This window comes from Bacillus sp. FSL W8-1202 (assembly GCF_038006165.1).
GTDB classification, from domain to species: domain Bacteria; phylum Bacillota; class Bacilli; order Bacillales; family Bacillaceae; genus Bacillus; species Bacillus subtilis.
Genome location: NZ_JBBOUR010000001.1, coordinates 2,205,291 through 2,224,115 on the forward strand (window position 1 = coordinate 2,205,291; position 18,825 = coordinate 2,224,115).

19 protein-coding genes and 3 pseudogenes are annotated in these 18,825 nt (G+C 45.9%); 10 read left to right on the plus strand and 12 right to left on the minus strand.

The window, feature by feature from the left end; genetic code table 11:
* Window positions 1-230: 230 nt before the first annotated feature.
* The 3 genes from NSQ09_RS11425 (at window position 231) to NSQ09_RS11435 (ending at window position 2,932) form a co-directional block, all read left to right on the plus strand.
* The gene (locus NSQ09_RS11425; RefSeq protein WP_014479362.1) at window positions 231-680 is read left to right on the plus strand and encodes a GNAT family N-acetyltransferase; all 450 of its coding nucleotides are present in this window, start codon (window positions 231-233) and stop codon (window positions 678-680) included.
* Window positions 681-751: 71 nt separating this feature from the next.
* Window positions 752-1,744 carry an NADPH:quinone oxidoreductase family protein gene (locus NSQ09_RS11430; protein ID WP_003233163.1) on the plus strand — a complete coding sequence of 331 codons (993 nt, stop codon included), beginning with the start codon at window positions 752-754 and terminating at the stop codon, window positions 1,742-1,744.
* Between the two features lie 216 nt (window positions 1,745-1,960).
* Window positions 1,961-2,932, plus strand: a complete 972-nt coding sequence (locus NSQ09_RS11435) for an ABC transporter substrate-binding protein (RefSeq protein WP_041335564.1) — start codon at window positions 1,961-1,963, stop codon at window positions 2,930-2,932.
* A gap of 226 nt (window positions 2,933-3,158) precedes the next feature.
* Here the strand turns inward: NSQ09_RS11435 and phoE are convergent, their stop codons facing one another.
* From phoE to NSQ09_RS11465, 7 genes and pseudogenes are all read right to left on the minus strand, one after another.
* Window positions 3,159-3,740 carry a phosphatase PhoE gene (phoE, locus tag NSQ09_RS11440; protein WP_341031410.1) on the minus strand — a complete coding sequence of 194 codons (582 nt, stop codon included), beginning with the start codon at window positions 3,738-3,740 and terminating at the stop codon, window positions 3,159-3,161.
* Window positions 3,741-3,810: 70 nt separating this feature from the next.
* Window positions 3,811-4,905, minus strand: a complete 1,095-nt coding sequence (locus NSQ09_RS11445; RefSeq protein WP_341031412.1) for an acetyl-CoA C-acyltransferase — start codon at window positions 4,903-4,905, stop codon at window positions 3,811-3,813.
* Complete coding sequence (locus NSQ09_RS11450; RefSeq protein WP_341031414.1) at window positions 4,902-6,341, minus strand: acyl-CoA synthetase; 1,440 nt, start codon at window positions 6,339-6,341, stop codon at window positions 4,902-4,904. Before NSQ09_RS11450 ends, NSQ09_RS11445 begins: the two co-directional genes overlap by 4 nt.
* A gap of 6 nt (window positions 6,342-6,347) precedes the next feature.
* Window positions 6,348-6,908 (minus strand): biotin transporter BioY, encoded by a 561-nt coding sequence (locus tag NSQ09_RS11455; protein ID WP_003233151.1) that lies wholly within the window; start codon window positions 6,906-6,908, stop codon window positions 6,348-6,350.
* 134 nt (window positions 6,909-7,042) lie between these two features.
* The gene (locus NSQ09_RS23090) at window positions 7,043-7,558 is read right to left on the minus strand and encodes a methyl-accepting chemotaxis protein (protein ID WP_445291721.1); all 516 of its coding nucleotides are present in this window, start codon (window positions 7,556-7,558) and stop codon (window positions 7,043-7,045) included.
* Between the two features lie 240 nt (window positions 7,559-7,798).
* Window positions 7,799-8,425: pseudogene (locus NSQ09_RS23095) on the minus strand (protoglobin domain-containing protein); the annotation flags it as partial.
* 54 nt (window positions 8,426-8,479) lie between these two features.
* Entirely contained in the window at window positions 8,480-10,009 is a 1,530-nt protein-coding gene (locus NSQ09_RS11465) for an FAD-dependent oxidoreductase (protein ID WP_326233875.1), read from the minus strand.
* A gap of 103 nt (window positions 10,010-10,112) precedes the next feature.
* On the opposite strand from NSQ09_RS11465, the gene NSQ09_RS11470 reads away from it, so the two are divergent.
* Window positions 10,113-10,970, plus strand: a complete 858-nt coding sequence (locus NSQ09_RS11470) for an SDR family oxidoreductase (protein ID WP_003245662.1) — start codon at window positions 10,113-10,115, stop codon at window positions 10,968-10,970.
* A gap of 27 nt (window positions 10,971-10,997) precedes the next feature.
* Here NSQ09_RS11470 and NSQ09_RS11475 read toward each other — a convergent pair whose 3' ends face one another.
* Window positions 10,998-11,231 carry an IDEAL domain-containing protein gene (locus tag NSQ09_RS11475; RefSeq protein WP_003233142.1) on the minus strand — a complete coding sequence of 78 codons (234 nt, stop codon included), beginning with the start codon at window positions 11,229-11,231 and terminating at the stop codon, window positions 10,998-11,000.
* A 292-nt stretch (window positions 11,232-11,523) separates the two neighbouring features.
* On the opposite strand from NSQ09_RS11475, the gene comK reads away from it, so the two are divergent.
* Window positions 11,524-12,102 carry a competence transcription factor ComK gene (gene comK, locus NSQ09_RS11480; RefSeq protein WP_003245329.1) on the plus strand — a complete coding sequence of 193 codons (579 nt, stop codon included), beginning with the start codon at window positions 11,524-11,526 and terminating at the stop codon, window positions 12,100-12,102.
* A gap of 44 nt (window positions 12,103-12,146) precedes the next feature.
* On the opposite strand, the pseudogene NSQ09_RS11485 reads toward comK, so the two are convergent.
* A pseudogene (locus NSQ09_RS11485) lies at window positions 12,147-12,878 on the minus strand (SDR family oxidoreductase); the annotation flags it as partial.
* Window positions 12,879-12,981: 103 nt separating this feature from the next.
* Here NSQ09_RS11485 and NSQ09_RS11490 point away from each other — a divergent pair.
* Window positions 12,982-13,275 (plus strand): annotated as a pseudogene (locus NSQ09_RS11490) (NAD(P)-dependent dehydrogenase); the annotation flags it as partial.
* Entirely contained in the window at window positions 13,271-13,528 is a 258-nt protein-coding gene (locus tag NSQ09_RS11495) for an excalibur calcium-binding domain-containing protein (protein ID WP_341031420.1), read from the plus strand. The pseudogene NSQ09_RS11490 and the gene NSQ09_RS11495, both read left to right, overlap by 5 nt.
* A 43-nt stretch (window positions 13,529-13,571) precedes the next feature.
* On the opposite strand, the gene NSQ09_RS11500 is transcribed toward NSQ09_RS11495, so the two are convergent.
* The 3 genes from NSQ09_RS11500 to NSQ09_RS11510 all read right to left on the minus strand — a co-directional run bounded on the left by NSQ09_RS11500 (window position 13,572) and on the right by NSQ09_RS11510 (window position 15,808).
* Entirely contained in the window at window positions 13,572-15,041 is a 1,470-nt protein-coding gene (locus NSQ09_RS11500; RefSeq protein ID WP_341031422.1) for a sodium:solute symporter family protein, read from the minus strand.
* Complete coding sequence (locus NSQ09_RS11505; protein ID WP_003224377.1) at window positions 15,038-15,238, minus strand: DUF3311 domain-containing protein; 201 nt, start codon at window positions 15,236-15,238, stop codon at window positions 15,038-15,040. Before NSQ09_RS11505 ends, NSQ09_RS11500 begins: the two co-directional genes overlap by 4 nt.
* A gap of 198 nt (window positions 15,239-15,436) precedes the next feature.
* Window positions 15,437-15,808 carry a hypothetical protein gene (locus tag NSQ09_RS11510; protein WP_014476361.1) on the minus strand — a complete coding sequence of 124 codons (372 nt, stop codon included), beginning with the start codon at window positions 15,806-15,808 and terminating at the stop codon, window positions 15,437-15,439.
* A gap of 151 nt (window positions 15,809-15,959) precedes the next feature.
* On the opposite strand from NSQ09_RS11510, the gene NSQ09_RS11515 reads away from it, so the two are divergent.
* The 3 genes from NSQ09_RS11515 (at window position 15,960) to NSQ09_RS11525 (ending at window position 18,770) form a co-directional block, all read left to right on the plus strand.
* On the plus strand, window positions 15,960-16,583 hold the full coding sequence (locus NSQ09_RS11515; protein WP_341031425.1) for a TVP38/TMEM64 family protein: 624 nt from the start codon (window positions 15,960-15,962) through the stop codon (window positions 16,581-16,583).
* A gap of 1 nt (window position 16,584) precedes the next feature.
* Window positions 16,585-17,091, plus strand: a complete 507-nt coding sequence (lepB, locus tag NSQ09_RS11520) for a signal peptidase I (RefSeq protein WP_129137562.1) — start codon at window positions 16,585-16,587, stop codon at window positions 17,089-17,091.
* A 179-nt stretch (window positions 17,092-17,270) separates the two neighbouring features.
* Window positions 17,271-18,770, plus strand: coding sequence for a monooxygenase (locus tag NSQ09_RS11525; RefSeq protein ID WP_341031428.1), 1,500 nt, complete (start codon window positions 17,271-17,273; stop codon window positions 18,768-18,770).
* Window positions 18,771-18,825: the final 55 nt, after the last annotated feature.

Sequence of the window (18,825 nt, forward strand, 5' to 3'; positions counted from 1 at the left end):
TCATTATGCTGAAATGTCATGCTTTTTTAGGTTAAATGCTCCTGAGTCCCGGCAAATTCCTGTCGAAAAAATTCGTTCGAATGACCTGCATATGCTTCCGTGAGAACAATTGATATTATCGTGATATTTTTTCAATGCATGATGATAAAAGTATTCTGGAAAATAAACTTTACAGAAAATTCGATTAGGGATAGAATGAAAAAATTTATTGAGAGGGAGGAAGAAATGAGATGAACATTCGCCAAGCAAAGACATCAGATGCAGCAGCCCTCGCGCCGCTGTTTAACCAATATCGGGAATTTTATAGACAGGCATCCGATTTGCAAGGGGCGGAGGCTTTTTTGAAAGCTCGTTTGGAAAATCATGAGTCTGTTATTTTGACAGCAGAAGAAAATGGAGAATTCATAGGTTTTACCCAGCTCTATCCAACGTTTTCTTCTGTGTCAATGAAAAGGATCTACATATTAAATGACTTATTTGTCGCTCCTTATGCTCGTACAAAGGGAGCGGGCGGCCGGCTACTTTCTGCCGCAAAGGATTATGCAGGGGAAAACGGGGCAAAATGTTTAACGCTTCAGACTGAGCACCACAACCGGAAGGCAAGAAGCTTGTATGAGCAAAACGGCTATGAAGAGGATACCGGATTTGTCCATTATTCTCTCAATGTGCCGGCGAAGTGAAAGCTGCGGCTTGATGATTTGGTTTTTTGAACGTTCTTCGGTTACGATATAAATGAAAAGGAGTGTGCCGAATGTCAACGTTATTTCAAGCATTGCAGGCAGAAAAAAATGCCGATGATGTTTCAGTCCATGTGAAAACCATATCAACAGAGGATTTGCCTAAGGATGGTGTCCTGATTAAAGTTGCTTATTCCGGCATCAATTACAAAGATGGTCTGGCCGGAAAAGCAGGAGGCAATATCGTCAGAGAGTATCCGCTTATTTTAGGCATTGATGCTGCGGGTACGGTCGTCTCTTCCAATGATCCGCGTTTTGCGGAGGGGGATGAGGTGATCGCGACAAGCTATGAGCTCGGTGTCTCCCGTGATGGCGGATTAAGTGAATACGCTTCGGTGCCTGGTGACTGGCTGGTGCCTTTGCCACAGAATCTTTCGTTAAAAGAAGCGATGGTGTACGGAACGGCGGGATTTACTGCGGCGTTATCAGTGCATCGGCTTGAACAGAATGGTCTGTCTCCGGAAAAAGGCAGCGTGCTAGTCACAGGAGCAACCGGCGGTGTCGGCGGAATTGCGGTATCGATGCTGAACAAGCGGGGCTATGATGTGGTGGCAAGCACCGGAAACCGGGAGGCGGCTGATTATTTGAAACAGCTCGGTGCAAGCGAAGTAATCAGCAGGGAAGATGTCTATGACGGAACGCTTAAGGCGCTGTCCAAGCAGCAATGGCAGGGAGCGGTTGATCCAGTCGGCGGAAAACAGCTTGCCTCGCTTTTAAGCAAAATTCAATACGGCGGATCTGTCGCAGTGAGCGGCTTAACCGGCGGAGGAGAAGTTCCGGCAACGGTGTATCCTTTTATTCTTCGCGGAGTAAGCCTGCTCGGAATCGATTCAGTATACTGTCCGATGGACGTCAGAGCCGCTGTTTGGGAGCGCATGTCTTCTGATCTCAAGCCTGATCAGCTGCTGACCATCGTGGACAGGGAAGTATCATTGGAAGAAACGCCGGGTGCGTTAAAAGATATTTTGCAAAATCGCATTCAAGGAAGAGTGATTGTGAAGCTTTAACAGGATCAGCTTGCAGAGAATGTTATTTTTCTGCAAGCTTTTTTGTGGACAGGATGATCAGCTGCTGAACTGCTGTGTCGCGAAACTAAATTTTCCTGTAAACTGAACTTTCTCTTCTCATTTGAAAAACAATTAGTGATAATGATTCTCATTCCGTGTTATACTACTCTTGGACATCTTAACCATAGAAACTACCAACAGGAGAGACTGGAACCTATGAAAAAAACACTGATTATTCTTACAGTTTTACTTCTTTCTGTCTTAACGGCTGCTTGCTCGTCTTCAAGCGGCAATCAAAACAGTAAAGAACATAAAGTGGCGGTAACACATGATTTAGGGAAGACAAATGTGCCTGAGCATCCGAAGCGGGTTGTTGTTCTTGAGCTTGGTTTTATTGATACACTGCTTGATCTCGGCATTACGCCTGTCGGGGTTGCCGATGACAACAAAGCGAAGCAGCTGATCAACAAGGATGTGCTGAAGAAAATTGACGGCTACACATCTGTCGGCACTCGCTCACAGCCAAGCATGGAAAAGATTGCTTCAATAAAAACCGATTTAATTATTGCTGACACGACCCGGCATAAGAAGGTGTACGATCAGCTGAAAAAAATAGCGCCGACGATTGCACTTAATAATTTAAATGCTGATTATCAGGATACAATTGACGCTTCGCTTACGATTGCAAAAGCAGTCGGCAAGGAGAAGGAAATGGAGAAAAAGCTGATGGCGCATGAAGAAAAGCTTAGCGAGACAAAGCAGAAAATCAGCGCGAACAGCCAGTCCGTGCTTTTGATTGGAAATACAAATGATACGATTATGGCCAGGGATGAAAACTTCTTTACATCGAGACTTTTAACACAGGTCGGCTATCGATATGCAATCAGTACATCAGGCAATAGCGATTCAAGCAATGGCGGCGACTCTGTGAATATGAAAATGACACTGGAGCAGCTGCTGAAAACAGATCCGGATGTGATCATCCTGATGACAGGAAAAACAGATGACCTCGACGCCGACGTTAAACGCCCGATCGAAAAGAATGTCCTTTGGAAAAAGCTGAAGGCAGTGAAAAACGGGCATGTATACCACGTGGACCGTGCGGTGTGGTCTCTGCGCCGCAGTGTAGACGGGGCGAATGCCATTTTGGACGAGCTTCAAAAAGAGATACCGGCTGCTAAGAAGTAAAAGAAAAGACAGGCTGACGCCTGTCTCAGCGTGTCGACAAACCCTCGCATTCGTTGTCAGGACTGCGCTTCGGTGCTCACGAATTAGAACATTCGCTCCGCTCCTATGCTCGTCCTTCCTAGACTTCAAGGGTTTTCAATCACGCTGAATAGATGACATAATCATAAAATGAAAACCATTTTATGATTTTATCAACAATCTAAGACAGGCTGACGCTGTCTTTTTCTTATTTGATAAAGCCGGATAAGTGGCTGTTGATATTATAGTCTTTTATCCGCCATTTTTCTTCTGCAAATTCAATGTTGCTGAGGCAGGCGTTGACGAGGCGGGTGCTTTGAAGCTCCGGGTCACCGCCGGATATTTCTGTCAGCAGGGCGTGAATTGCCGCACCGTGCGCCACGATCAGTACCTTCTTGTTTGGGTACACCTGGTTCACTTTTGCCAAACCGCCCATCAGTCTGTCAGTGAGTTCTTCTAACGTTTCCATATTCGGATAGATGTTATCCGGATAGCGCTTTGTCCGTTCCTCCAGCGGCATGCCCTCCGCGTCGCCGTAATCGCGTTCCTTAAAATCATCCATCTCGACAATCGGAAGATGCAGATATTCATTAATAATTTCCGCGGTTCTTTTCGCTCTTTTCAGCGGGCTCGTCACGATAATATCCCAAGAAAAGTCCTTTACATATTCTCCGGTTTCTCTTGCTTGGCGTTCACCTGTTGTGTTTAGCGGAATATCGGTTTTTCCTTGGCATTTTTGCTGCAGGTTCCAATCGGTTTCTCCATGTCTTACTAAGCAAACGGCTGTCATAAAATCCCCTTCCTGACTTTATTCATATCGCTATTATACTAAATCGAAAGCATGCATCCTAAAAAAAAGCCTATGCAAGAACTTCAAATAATAAAGCCAGCCCGATTCCGCCGCCGCTTCCGATGGCTGCAACAGCATATTGACAGTCTGTCCGTCTTTCCGCTTCATAAAACAATCTGGTTACCAGAGCTGCACCTGATGCACCGTATGGATGGCCAAGAGCTAATGCGCCGCCGCGCACATTGATTTTTGAAAAGGGAATGCCGAGTTCTTGCGAGCAGACACAAATTTTGACGGCAAAGGCTTCATTGATTTCAAATAAACCGATATCATCAGGTGTTACATCGTGTGTATGTAAGAGATTACGGATCGCATCAACCGGTGCCACGGGCGGAAAGTTGGGGTGAATGCCGCTGACAGCGCTGCCGATAAACCGAAGCACAGGCTTAAGTCCCAGGGCTGCCGCTTTTTCTTCTTCCATTACCAAAAGAGCGGCTGCTCCGTCTGCTATGCCGCTGCTGTTGGCTGCTGTGACTGTTCCGGAGCTGGTGTCGAAAACCGGCTTTGCGCGGGGAATAATCGCTTTTATCGGACGTGTTTTCAAAAATGCTTCGTCTGTCTCCAATTCCCCGAGAGGAACAATTTCTTCACGGTAAAATCCTCCATCATGCGCGTTCCTGCTGCGTTGATGGCTGAGAAGCGCGTACTCATCCTGCATGCTTCTGCTGATGGAATAGCGTGCTGCCGTATATTCTGCTGCGATTCCCATGTCGGGATCGCCGATGGCATCTGGAGAAAAGCGGGCCCGTTCTGAAAAAGGGGATTGGCTGCTGCTTTCTGAGCCGCCCGCGATATACATCGTGCCGGCTCCCGCTTGAATAAGGCTGCAGGCATAGCGCACAGCTTCAAGGCCGGAGCCGCACTGTCTGTCAATTGTCATTCCGGGAACCGATAAAGGCAGTCCGGCTTGAAGGGCTGACAGTCTGGCGAGGTTGCCGCCTCTGCCGGTAGCGTTTCCGAGAATGACCTCGTCAACTTGATCCTCTAGCTTTCGGCTGAGACAGCGGATGATGGGAGCTGACAAATCCTCCGGCAGGAAGGGCTTCAGCAGTCCGTTTTGATTTCCAAAGATCGTTCGTTTTGCATCAACAATAACCGCATTCATTTATACTGTACGCCCTCTTCCAGCCATTTTTTCACACTGGAACGGGCAATTTTTCCGCTGCTCGTTTCCGGCAAGCTGTCTGCAAACACCCATTTTTTCGGGATTTTATAGGAGGCTAATTTCTGTTTACACCAGGCTTTCAGTGTTCTGGCATTAGCGTTTCCAAGAATGACAGCTACAGCGATTTCTCCCCAATACTCGTCCGGCATTCCAACGACAGCCGCGCTTTCAACCTCTGGGCAGGCGAGAAGCACACGTTCAATTTCTTCTGGGAAAATATTTAATCCTCCGTACACGATCATCCCGTTTTCTCTTCCTGATATGTATAGAAAGCCATCCTCATCAACATAGCCCATATCATCCACTGTCATCCATTCATCTGGTGTGCTGCCGTTCACATAGCCGGAAAACTGCATCGGGCTGTTGACAAATATTTTTCCGATTTCCCCTGGCTGACAGCAGTCTCCTCCAGGGTTGCGGATTTCGATCCAGACATTATGAAAAGGGCGGCCCGCTGAATGCGGCTTCCGTTTGCTGTCTTCCGGTGAAGAAAACGTCACAAAACTAAGCTCTGATGTGCCGTAAAAATCGTACAGCTTGAGATGAGGCCATGCAGCGGCAAGCTTCTCCTTGGATTCTGCCGGCCAGTCTGCGCCGGATGAAATGATTTTGACGGGACTGTCGGGAAAACTCTCAATCCTTGTGAGGGCGTCTGTCATCGTCGGTACGGTATAGAGAACGCTGATGGATTCACGGCACAGCCATTCCTTCGCTTTGGCAGGAGAAAACTTTTTCAGCAAACAAACGGTTCCTCCGAGAAACAAAGTGCTGACAGCCCCATATAGGAAGTGAGAGGACATTAACGTTCCGGGAATCAGAACCTTATCATTTGATGAAATCGAAAAATCTGTTCCTGTACAGGTAAAGCTCTCTATCCATGAGCGGTGAGATCGCGTAAAGGCCTTCGGTTTTCCTGTCGAGCCCGACGTAAATCCCATATAAAAAGGGTGCTCCGGATCAATGGTAGGCAAGGGATCAGCGGCTGCCTCAGAAATATCTGCCATACAGTTATCCAGCAAAACAACAGGTGTCTGGCTATCTGTCAGTTTGTTTTTAAAAAAGGCTGTAGTAATCACAAGATCCGCATCACCTATGGACAGACATTCCTTACATTCAGCCGGGCTCCAGCGTGTGTCGATGGGAATGGCTGTGCATCCAGCCGCTGCGGCTCCGGCAAACAGCTGTAAAAACGCCAGACTATTTGGGAGCAGGATCGCCACACGATTCGGCATGCTCGGCTGTGACCGCAGCCAATTTGCGGTTTGAGAGACAAGCCGATCCCAATCATGGTACGTGATTTGCTCCGATTCAGTCTGGATCGCTACACGGCCGGGCGATGTTTCGGCGGTAGATGAATAGGTATGGGTAATTGTCATGTAGTGTCATCCTCCTTTTGTAAACATCGTATCAGAAAGAGACAAGGCTTGAGTGATTTTTATCGCCAGAAATGCAGATACAGCCGCTTTTATCAAATCACCAGGCACATATGCAAGGCTCATGAAGGCGGCCTGTGACAAATCAATATGCATGATAAAAGCTTGTACCGGTATACCAAGCAGATAAATAAAGATGATGCCGAATACGATATGAGTGAAAAAGAGACGCAATACTGTCACCTTCCGCAGCCTGTTAGCGGCTAAACTGATCAGCCATGAAGCGAGGGGATAAGCAATCAAAAAGCCTGCGCTCGGCCCGAAAAACACACCAAAACCGCCTCGTCCGCCGGGCAACAGCGGCGCTCCGAAGGCGACGAGCAGCAAAAAGACAAGCTGGCTTAAGAAAGCAGACTTTGGCCTGAGGATGCTGCCTGCCAACATGACACCAAGCGTTTGCAATGTAATCGGAACGGGTGTAAAGGATAAGAAGAGAGGGGGCATAAAGCCGAGCACTGCCATCAGTGCGGTGAAAATCGCAATATGCATCATGTCGATTAATTTCAGCATGTGAAATCCTCCAAACAGTAATCAAATATGGTTATACAATAAATGCAGGCAATTATTATGTCAACTGATTTTTAATTTAAGTTTACATAATGAACGCAAAAAAACCGGCCGTATGGCAGACCGGTTTTTGATGGTTATTCTTCTGTCAGGATGACAAGCGAATCAACGGAAGCGGCCACATGGGAAACGGCGCGGCTGACTTCCTGAAGCCCTCCAAGAAAGGCTTGCAGATCGACGTCGATTTTGCCTGATTGCTCTTTGCTGATTTTCATGCTGTGGACGATTTCATCGAATAAGCGGTTAATTTGCGTCATTTTTTCTTTACTTTCGCTGACTAGCTCATTCACGTCTTTGATATGCTTGGATACAAGGTTGATTTGTGTATTCGTATTGTTCACAAGCTCAGAAACAGTAGAGACGGTTTTTTTCGTATCCTCAGAAAGCTTCCGCACTTCATTTGCCACGACAGCAAAGCCTTTGCCGTGTTCTCCGGCGCGGGCGGATTCAATAGATGCATTGAGCGAGAGAAGGTTTGTTTGTTCAGCTATGCCTGTGACGATGCCGAAGATTTTTTCAATTTGCTGCGCGATTTCATCCAGCTTGACCATTTCTTTTTCGATTTGGATAAGGCTTGTGTCAATTTTGTTCATCTGTTTTTGCTGGACTTCTAGCTCTTTTTTTCCGCCGATCGACTTTTCTTCAACAGTGCTGGATGTTACAGTGCCGGCTTTGGATGCTTGAGAAATGCCCTCAGATTTGTCCACAAGCTCTTGAACTGATCTGCTTGTTTCTGAAAACAGATTGGCAATCGATCCAGAGGTTTCTTGAATTTTCTGATGAAGAAGGTTTTTCTTTTCTTCTTGTTCATCACGGGTCTGGTTGTACTCGCTTTGAAACGCTTCAAGGACAAGCTGCTGTTCTAAGTTCAAGATTTTTGTTGTTGCTTTAATGGCTTTTAGCAGTTCTTGCTGATTTGTAATGGACGCTTCATAAATGTCAATCATTGACAAAATGAGTTCTTGAAATGCGCCCATATACCATTTTGGCAGAAGGCCGATTCTTAAATGGATGGAGGCGATTCGGTTTCGCTTTTCAATGAATTCATCATCGATAACACCTGCAAACATTTCCTGAATATGCCGTTTTAACGTTTGTTTTAAGCGGTCAACTGAGCTGTGATCATTAATGATATCCATCAATGAGCTTTCATGGTCAAGATTTTTATAAAACGCATCGACGATGTATACGATATTTTCTTGAATCAGTGGCTGAAGCTGCTCTAACACGTAAAGCTCAGCATCTCCCAGCCTGACCATTTTGAGCTGTTTTTTGACATCTGCATGTTTGTTTGTGAGCTGAATGCGGTTTTTTTGCTGTCCGTTTGAATCTGAAAAGTAAGCTGTTTCTTGTTTTCTGTCTTTTTTAAATAACAATACAATGATCCCCCTTGGGAAAAATATAATTTTTACTTTTTGGCTTTTTAAGCCTTTTTCTTTTTTATCGGCCAAGAGAAACATGAATGAAGCTGCAGATGAAAAATATTTGAAAAACCGTTCATTAAAATGAACGGTTTAATCGAGATCTATTTGTTTTAATGGTTTAATGGCCGGACCCTCTACAACTTCGCCAGATGGCTTAAAGCGTGATCCGTGGCACGGACAATCCCACGTATGCTCACTGTCGTTCCACTCGACCTCGCAGCCTAAATGGGTACAAGTCGTATCAACGAGATGGAGGCAGCCTGTCTCATCCCGAAATGCTCCCGCTCGCCTGCCGTTTATGGTGACGGCTTTCCCTTCTCCTGGCGAAATGTCTTCAAATTGGACATCAGGCTTTTCAAGCTTTCCTTTAATCAAATGCTTGGCGACATCGGCATTGTAGGAAATCACTTTCTGCAACCCGGGATTCAGATGGAAACGGGACGGAGTGAAAATGCTTTCGTATGGATTGTCTTTTTTCTCCACAAGGTCTGACAATAGAGTGGCTGCGACTGCTGAGGACGTCATGCCCCATTTTTTGAACCCGGTCGCTACTAGAATATTGTCCTCATTTTCCGACATCGGCCCGATAAACGGGATTTTGTCGATCGTCACTAGATCTTGTGTGGACCAATAATATGGAATGCTTTCGATGCCGATGGTGCTTTCGGCCAGTTGTCTCAGTGTTTCATAATGTGTAGACATGGCTTTTCCCTGGCCTGTTTTATGGCTTACTCCGCTGAAGAGAATCAGCTTTTCACCGTTTACAACCGTATAGCGGAGCGCCACTGACGGCTGATCGATACTCAAATACATGCCCTCGGGATACTCGATCTTCGGCTTGATGGCAAGGACATAAGATCTGTCGGAGTACATTCTCGCAGCATATAATCCGCCTCCGTCATAAAAAGGGAAGTGGGAACAGCATATGATAAAGCGGCTCTTAATGGCGTGCCGGCTTTTTGTTACCACTTCGGGCCTTTCGCCTTTTTTGATATCAAGCGCAACGGTCTCTTCATAAATTCGGCCGCCTTTTTGAACAATTTGCTCCAGAAGCGCTTTTAAGTATTGAAGCGGATGAAATTGAGCTTGATTCTTCATGACAAGCGCCAGCTTAGAACCTAAGGGAATTGGAAGATCCTTGATAAGGTCTCTTTCAATTCCGAGCTTTGTGTATGCCTCATGCTCGGTGCGGATTTTTTGAACATTTTTTTCATTTGCCGTATAAAGATATGCGTCTTGCTCGATCCATTCACAATCAATTTGATGTTCATCCACAATGCCTTTTATGTAATCAATTGCGTTTTGGTTTGCTTCATAATAAAGCCTCGCATGGTTTAATCCGAAATGGCGGATAAATTCGTCGTATATCATGTCATGCTGTGCGGTAACTTTAGCAGTTGTATGCGCAGTGGTTCCGTTAAGAACCTGATTTGCTTCAATCAAAACGACACGGAAGCCTCTCTTCGTAAGTTCATATGCCGTTGTGATTCCAGTAATCCCGCCTCCGATAATGGTGATGTCACATTCAGTGTCCTCTTGAAGCGCAGGAAAAGAAGGCAGGTCAGTTGATGTTTTCCAGTATGTTTCAAGTGCTTCCTTTGCAAAATGTTGATTAGCCAAGCCGTTATACCTCCAATCAGATTTATTCTCCATATTCTATCTTTTCATACATAGGAAGCAGGCATTGTTCATAACATAATAAGGTTGAAAAGGAGTGATTTCATTGGCGAATCAAAAAAAGAAAACATTACCGCCTCAGCACCAGAACCAGCAGCCTGGTTTTGAATATCTGATGGACCCGCGTCCGGTTTTTGATAAGCCGAAGAAAGCGAAAAAATTAGAGGGCAAAACCGCTATTATTACTGGAGGAGACAGCGGGATTGGACGCGCTGTCTCGGTGTTATTCGCAAAAGAAGGGGCTAATGTGGTCATTGTGTATTTGAATGAACATCAGGACGCCGAGGAAACAAAGCAGTATGTAGAAAAGGAAGGGGTAAAATGCCTGCTGATTGCAGGAGATGTCGGGGATGAAGCGTTTTGCAATGATGTGGTCGGGCAGGCAAGCCAAGTGTTTCCATCCATTGATATATTGGTTAACAATGCAGCTGAGCAGCATGTCCAGCCCAGCATTGAAAAAATCACCAGCCACCAGCTGATCAGAACCTTCCAAACAAACATTTTTTCTATGTTTTACTTAACAAAGGCAGTGCTGCCTCATTTAAAAAAAGGGAGCTCTATTATTAATACCGCTTCAATTACCGCCTATAAAGGCAATAAAACGCTGATCGATTATTCAGCGACAAAAGGCGCGATCGTTACGTTTACAAGGTCCCTTTCCCAGTCGCTTGTTCAGCAGGGCATACGGGTCAATGCAGTGGCACCGGGTCCCATTTGGACACCGCTTATCCCGGCCAGCTTTGCCGCAAAAGACGTGGAAGTGTTTGGTTCAGACGTGCCGATGGAACGCCCGGGACAGCCGGTCGAAGTGGCGCCAAGCTATCTATACCTTGCCAGCGACGATTCCACATACGTCACAGGGCAGACGATTCACGTCAATGGCGGAACAATTGTGAACGGATAATAAAAAGCCAATCCTTGAAGGATTGGCTTATTCGCTCTGCTTGAGCGCTGCATATTCTTTAGAGAGCGTAAGAAACGCATCTTTATCTTTTTCGTCCAAGGCTTTGTTAATTTGGTCCGTCAGCATGGCAAGCCGACGGTTATACAAGGATTCATCGAGCACCATTTGAATGTAGATATCCGTCATTGTGACATCGAATTCTTTTGTTTTTTGCGTGTTGCGGGACTTCATGAGCTCAGTGTACGATTTTTTCTCTTTCATAAAGAATCCCCCCAATGCCTTTTTTATAGTATATGGATAACGGTCGAAAAAATCAATAAATTTTTATAATTTTTAGACAACTAATACTTGGCAATCTATCGACATATCCTGCAAAATGCCGTAAACCGGCAAGTCTTATGAAAGTAAAATCGGTTTATTACTAGTCATTTAGCACCATTAAATATCATTAAAAGATGATTTTATCTTAAATGTTAAAAAAACCTGTCGTTTTATAAAAACAGATGATAGATTATTAGTATAAATTTTGCAGAAAAAGGATGGAGGCCATAATATGAGTCAGAAAACAGACGCACCTTTAGAATCGTATGAAGTGAACGGCGCAACAATTGCCGTGCTGCCAGAAGAAATAGACGGCAAAATATGTTCCAAAATTATTGAAAAAGATTGCGTGTTTTATGTCAACATGAAGCCGCTGCAAATTGTCGACAGAAGCTGCCGATTTTTTGGATCAAGCTATGCGGGAAGAAAAGCAGGAACTTATGAAGTGACAAAAATTTCACACAAGCCGCCAATCATGGTGGACCCTTCGAATCAAATCTTTTTATTCCCTACACTTTCTTCGACAAGACCCCAATGCGGCTGGATTTCCCATGTGCATGTAAAAGAATTCAAAGCGACTGAATTCGACGATACGGAAGTGACGTTTTCAAATGGGAAAACGATGGAGCTGCCGATCTCTTATAATTCGTTCGAGAACCAGGTATATCGAACAGCGTGGCTCAGAACCAAGTTCCAAGACAGAATCGACCACCGCGTGCCGAAAAGGCAGGAATTTATGCTGTACCCGAAGGAAGAGCGGACGAAGATGATTTATGATTTTATTTTGCGTGAGCTCGGGGAGCGGTATTAGAAAATAGAAAGGAGCTGACCCACAGGGCAGCTCCTTTCATAAACCTATGCCGTCGGAATTCCTCCGGTGATGCCATATACCTGAGATGTCACATAGCTTGAATTCTCTGAAGCTAGAAATACATAAACATCGGCCAATTCCACTGGCTGCCCAGCGCGATTTAATGGAGCTGGCGGCGTGCCTTGTCCGAATTTCGGGATGTTTTCCGTCGGCTGTCCGCCGGAAATTTGCAGCGGTGTCCAAATTGGTCCGGGCGCAACTGAATTTACTCTGATGCCTTTGGAAGCAAGCTGTTTTCCCAGTCCGACGGTAAAGCCGATAATGGCGTTTTTCGTTGCTGCGTAATCTAACAGCATCGGGCTTGGATTATAGCCTTCAACTGAGGTAGTTGTGATAATTGAAGCTCCCTCCGGCAAATACGGAAGCGCCGCTTTTACAACCCAGTAAAGGGAAAAGACGTTCACTTCAAATGTTTTATAGATTTGTTCAGTAGGCAGATCTTCGATGTTTTCGACTGCTTTCTGTTTGCCTGCAACGAGCGCTAGCACATCAAGTCCTCCGAGCTCCTGCTGCGCCTGTTTGACCAGATCTTGGCAAAAGGATTCGTCGCTCAAGTCTCCGGGGATCAGCACTGCTTTTCGGCCTTCTGCTTCAATCAGCTCTTTTACCTCTTCAGCATCTGGCTGTTCCTCGGGCAAGTAGTTAATGGCCACATCGGCACCTTCTCTGGCGTAAGCAATTGCGGCAGCGCGGCCGATACCGGAATCGCCGCCCGTACGCCGCTTTTTTCATGACGATTCACTCCCCAACACCCAATATTTAGTTGATTTATAGCTCGAATTTATCATAATTCATATAGTCTTATTTGACAAGATAAATATGGAAGAAGGCTTTGTTTTTTCTTGTTTTCTTTGGTCCTTCAGTCAAACTGCCAAAACATGTTTTTCTCCTTATGCTCAGGGGTACACATACGAATGTACACCAAACAGAAAAGGAGCGTTGCTGATGTCTGATTCAAATCTTACGAATCCTATAAAAGCATTTTTTCATGATGAATTTCCCGAACAATATCAAGAACCGCCAGGCCTGCAAAAGAACATGAAGCCTCTCCCTGATTGCGGAGAAAAAAGCTACAAAGGATCAGGTAAACTAACGGGTCGAAAAGCGCTTGTCGGTTTTGCTGTCACTCGGTCTCGTTTTCGGTTTTTCATGCGGAGCTGACCATGTGGCGGAAGCCAAAACAAAGGTGAAGGTCTATAAGAACTGCAAGGAGTTAAACAAAGTATACAAAGGCGGAGTGGCCCGCACATCGAAGGTGAAAAACAAAGGCGGAAAAACGAAGTACAAGCCTTACGTCTCTAAGGACCTTTATGATGCCAATAAAAATAAAGACCGCGATAAAGATCTTATCGCCTGTGAACGGTAAACAAGAAAAAGCAATCTGATGACCAGATTGCTTTTTCTATTGCTTAAGCCGCCTGATCGGCCGCAGCGCTTTTCGCCTTCCTTGTCATAAGGCTGACTGCCGTCATGACCGTGATATTCAAAAGCAGGGCGACGATGCCGACATTCAAGTCTTTTGCGGCTTGCGGCAGAGCCGGAAATAAAGTGCCGATCGTCGTTTCCGTCATTGTAATATAAGTAACTGCTCCGACACCTGCAATAATGCCGGCGAAAGCTCCTTGCTTTGTCACCATATTATGCTTGAGCAGGCTGAACAAAAGGGCGGGGAATAGCTGTGTGACAAGGCTGTAGCCCATCAAAAGCAGCGTAACGATGGTATTCCCGCCTTTGAAGGTAAAATACACCGAAATCAGCGCAATCACCGGCACTAAAAACTTAGCAAGCGCCGATACTTGCTGTTCTGTCGTGCGGGGCGCGATTACCTTGTACACATTTTTTGCAAACAGTGTGGAGGCGGACATTAAGATCATAGACCCTGGCACAAGTGCTGTCAGCAGTCCGGCAGCACCGATAATTCCGACAAACCAAGGGTCAAATGCTTGCAGAGACAGTCTCAAAAGCGACAAATCCCCGTCTGCGCCATTCAGATCTGGAACTTGCAGGATAGCCGCAAAGCCAACGAAAAGAACGAAGAGCAGGACCAGCTGGTACAAAGGCATGATGATGGCGTTTTTACGAAACACTTTTGGGTTTTCGGCTGAATACGAAGCGGAAAACGTGTGAGGCCACATGTAAAAACCAAGCGCTGTCAAGAGTACGGTTGAACTGAACCAGGCCGCACTTTGTCCCGATTCGGGGAGCGTAAGAAAGCCAGGCTTTGCCGTTTCAATCTGCTGAAACATGTCTTGAAATCCGCCGTAGTAATGAATTGGCAAATACACACCTAAAAACAGAACGACAACCAGAATCATGATGTCCTTCACAACCGATATCCAGGCAGACCCGTGAATGCCTGAAACCATAACATAAACCGTGATGGAAACAGCGCCGATCCAGATGGCGGCGGTCGGGGTGATTTTGCCGTACGAGGTTTCCGATACAATCAGCCCGAGGCCTTTCAGCTGCAGTACAAGATAGGGAATGAGTGCGGCAATGCCGACCAGTGAAACGAGAATGCCAAGCAGCGGACTGTTGTATTTTTTTGTGAAAAAATCAGACTGCGACATTAGTTTATGCTGTTTCGCGTACGTCCAAACTGCTGGAAGAAGCCAGTAAGAAAGGATGTAGGCCAGACATCCGTAGGCGATGATATAAAAGGCTGGACCGCCCTTTCCGTAGGCCCAGCCGCTGCCGCCGAGAAACGTAAAAGTAGTATAAATTTCGCCTGCCATCAAAAGGAAGACGAAAACAGTTCCGAAGCCGCGCCCTCCGACCGTCCACTGCTCCAGGTTCATGTCTTTTCCTTTTTGGGCGCGTATACCGAGAAAAATACTCAAGAGCAGGACACCGAAGATGATGATGAGAGCTGCATTCATTCTGCTTCCTCCTTTTTATTTTCCTTGTCGAGGACATACACAATCGCCATCAGCGCAGAGGTCAAAAGAGCCCACATCACAATATAGGCAAGAATAAACGGCATGCCGAACACATAGGGGGTCACCTTATTTGCAAAAGGGATGCCGAGTAAGATTCCGATAAAGGGCAAAGCGGCAAGAACGTGAATCAGTTTCATAGAATCCTCCTTCTATTTAGGATTGAGGTGTACAAGCCTAAGCGTACTGAAAATGATGTCGCAGATATCGCAGCACATGTCATTTTTTGGAGTGAAAGGCTGTGGTTCGAATTATAAATAAATTTATTTTGTTTATATAGTGTGAATTGTCTGAAATTAATGCTCTGAATCGCCCGAAGAGGGAACGGGCAGTATGATTCAAAAGGCTCGGAGTCTGTCCGGGGCAAATAGATAGTATGTTAATAATTCGCTGACCTGCTCACGGATTCGCGGATTAAAATAGCGGTGGTTTTCTTCATAACCGTCGATGACAAATGTATAGAGTGTAAAGGCCTCATCGCGTTCCGTCTCGCGGATTGCAATTTTTCTTTTCCTCAGTTCTTTTCTGACCTCCATCAAATCCTTTTGTGCTATTTTTAATGATTCGCTGATAAGCTGTTTATAAGGATGCTTCAATTTTAATGTGCTTTCTTCAATTCCGGCGAGATCACGGTTAAAAATCGTAATGGCCATGGGCAAAAAGAGAGCCCGTTCAATTAAATCGTATATTTCCTCCTGCAGATTTGGCATATTGACTCCTTCTTTCTAAGGGAACGTTTGTTCTGTTTTTATTCTATATCGGCTGGTGAAATGTTTCAAGACAGAAAAAATCACCAAAACTTTTTAGTTTTCTGCTGATAATGTGTAGAATAAGGATAGACAAACCCGGTAAGGAGTATAAATGTTGGAGCATTTTTTATCCTATTTGACACAAGAACATTTAACTGAATTATTTCAAAGCTATAGGGCTTTCGGTCCGCTCATTGCTGTGCTGCTGCCTTTAATTGAAGCATTTCTCCCGTTTTTGCCGCTGATCGTGTTTGTGGTGGCGAATACGAACTCGTTTGGCTTGTGGGAAGGATTCATCCTGTCCTGGGCGGGATCAACTGCTGGTTCCATTCTCGTATTTTTGATTGTCCGTCAATACGGACAGAGAAAATTGCTTGGAGTTATCCGCAGTCATCCGTCTGTCAGAAAGCTGATGTTATGGGTGGAAAGACACGGCTTCGGTCCCATGTTTCTTCTGCTTTGTTTTCCATTTACACCGTCAGCCGCGGTGAATGTTGTTGCCGGTTTGTCAAGGATCGGAACGCGGCCGTTTATTTTGGCGGCAGCCTCGGGGAAGCTTGTCATGATTTTTATGATCAGCTTCATCGGATATGATCTGCACGCGCTGATTACACAGCCGATTCGAACGGTCATCGCCGTATTGGTGATCACTGTCTTATGGTATGTCGGCAAAAAGGTGGAGCGGTATCTGCATGTAAGAGCAAGTCAGCGTGAGCATGATGGAGGGAGACAGTAACATGAAAAAACGGTTTTGGTTTCTTGCCGGTGTAGTGTCCGTTGTTCTCGCCATTCAGGTTAAAAATGCTGTCTTTATTGATTACAAGGTAGAAGGCGTCAGTATGAACCCGACCTTCCAGGAAGGAAACGAATTGTTGGTCAATAAATTTTCGCATCGATTTAAAACCATCCATCGTTTTGACATCGTCCTTTTTAAAGGTCCTGATCATAAAGTGCTGATTAAACGGGTAATCGGCTTGCCCGGTGAAACGATCAAATATAAAGATGATCAGCTGTATGTGAACGGAAAGCAGGTTGCTGAGCCATTTTTGAAGCATTTGAAATCTGTTTCTGCCGGCAGCCATGTAACGGGTGATTTTTCTTTGAAAGATGTGACGGGAATAAGCAAGGTGCCGAAAGGAAAATATTTTGTCGTTGGAGATAATCGCATATACAGCTTCGACAGCCGGCATTTTGGTCCGATAAGAGAAAAAAATATTGTCGGTGTGATTTCTGATGCCGAATAAAAAGACGCTAATTGAAGAGGCGTCTTTTTGTATGCCGTTTGGAAAAATGTGTTGAAGAAAAATTTGTAAGGAGCTATAATCAAAATTGTTACCTATGTAACAAAATTTATATATTTTTTGATTAGAGGACCGTTTTTATTGGTTTTTGTTCGTTTTTCATGAAACAAAAGGAGTGGTGAATGATGATGAAATATGAAGCAGTGATTATAGGAGGAGGGCCGGTTGGATTTATGCTGGCTTCTGAGCTTGCGATGGCCGGAGTGGGAACATGTGTGATTGAACGGCTTGAAAAACCTGTTCCGCATTCCAAGGCATTGACGTTGCATCCCCGAACGCTGGAGCTCCTTGAGATGAGAGGGATTTTAGAGCGGTTCGTATCCAAGGGAAGCAAGATACCTTCCGGACATTTTTCAATGCTGGATACCCGTCTGGATTTTTCAGGCTTGGATACGAACTGTCCTTACACGCTTTTGCTCCCGCAGTCCAAAACAGAAAGGCTTCTTGAAGATCATGCACGAAGCCTGGGAACAGAGGTGTTTCGGGGTGCCGAGGCGCTGGCGGTTACGCAAAACGGGGAAGCGGTCCAAACAATTTTTAAGGATCGGGACGGCAGTGTACGGACGATCACAAGCAAGTTTGCCGTTGGGGCAGATGGCGCCGGGAGTACCGTCCGGAAACAGGCGAAAATTGAGTTTCCGGGAACAGACAGCACTGTCACCGCTGCGCTTGGGGATGTGGCGCTCCTTTCTCCGCCGGCGTCAGGCGTGCTGTCCCTTTGCACAAAAGAGGGCGGTGTTATGATTGTTCCGTTATCTTCAGACCGATATCGTGTCGTTGTGATCAGCCCTTATCGCACGCAAACGCCGAAAGATGTGCCTGTGACTGAGGAAGAGCTGAAAGCTGACCTCCTGCGAATTTGCGGAACTGACTTTGGTTTAAGCGACCCTTCGTGGATGTCGCGGTTCGGGAACGCCGCGCGCCAAGCGAAACGGTATCGGGACGGCAGAATCTTTCTTGCGGGTGATGCCGCGCATATTCATTTTCCGGCGGGCGGGCAAGGACTGAATGTCGGCCTTCAGGATGCGATGAACCTTGGGTGGAAGCTGGCGGCGGCCATCAAAGGCTCTGCGCCTTCATGGCTTTTGGACAGCTACCATGACGAGCGGCACCCGGCAGCTGAAGGTCTCCTGAGAAACACGGAGGCACAGACAAAGCTGATCGATTTCACTCAAGCAGGCCTCCATTTGCGAAGCATGATGTTGGAGCTGCTGGCCTTCCCTGATGTGAATCGATATGTAGCAGGGCAAATTTCTGCGCTGGATGTCAGATATGAAGCTGATCGTACCATGCCGCCGAATCGTTTGAATGGGGCAAGGCTCCCTGACATGAAGCTGATTCTTTCCGACGGCAATTCGGAACGGCTGTACAGCTTTCTCCAAAACGGGACATTCGTTTTGCTGTCATTGAGGCAGGAAGCTGATGATCATATCGAAGTGAAAGGCTTACGTACGGTAACCGCCTCGCTTGCAGAACCGAATGAAAAGTTGCGGGATGTGCATACCATATTGATTCGTCCCGATGGACATGTAGCTTGGGCGGTGGATGCATCAGCGTCCGATTGTGCCGAGGTGATTCAAAAAGGGATCAGCCGCTGGTTTTCCGTCACCAGCCGAGTATAATTCAATTCGATTGTTTCATCTGTAACAAAACGGTATGATAGAAGAAACAATCGAA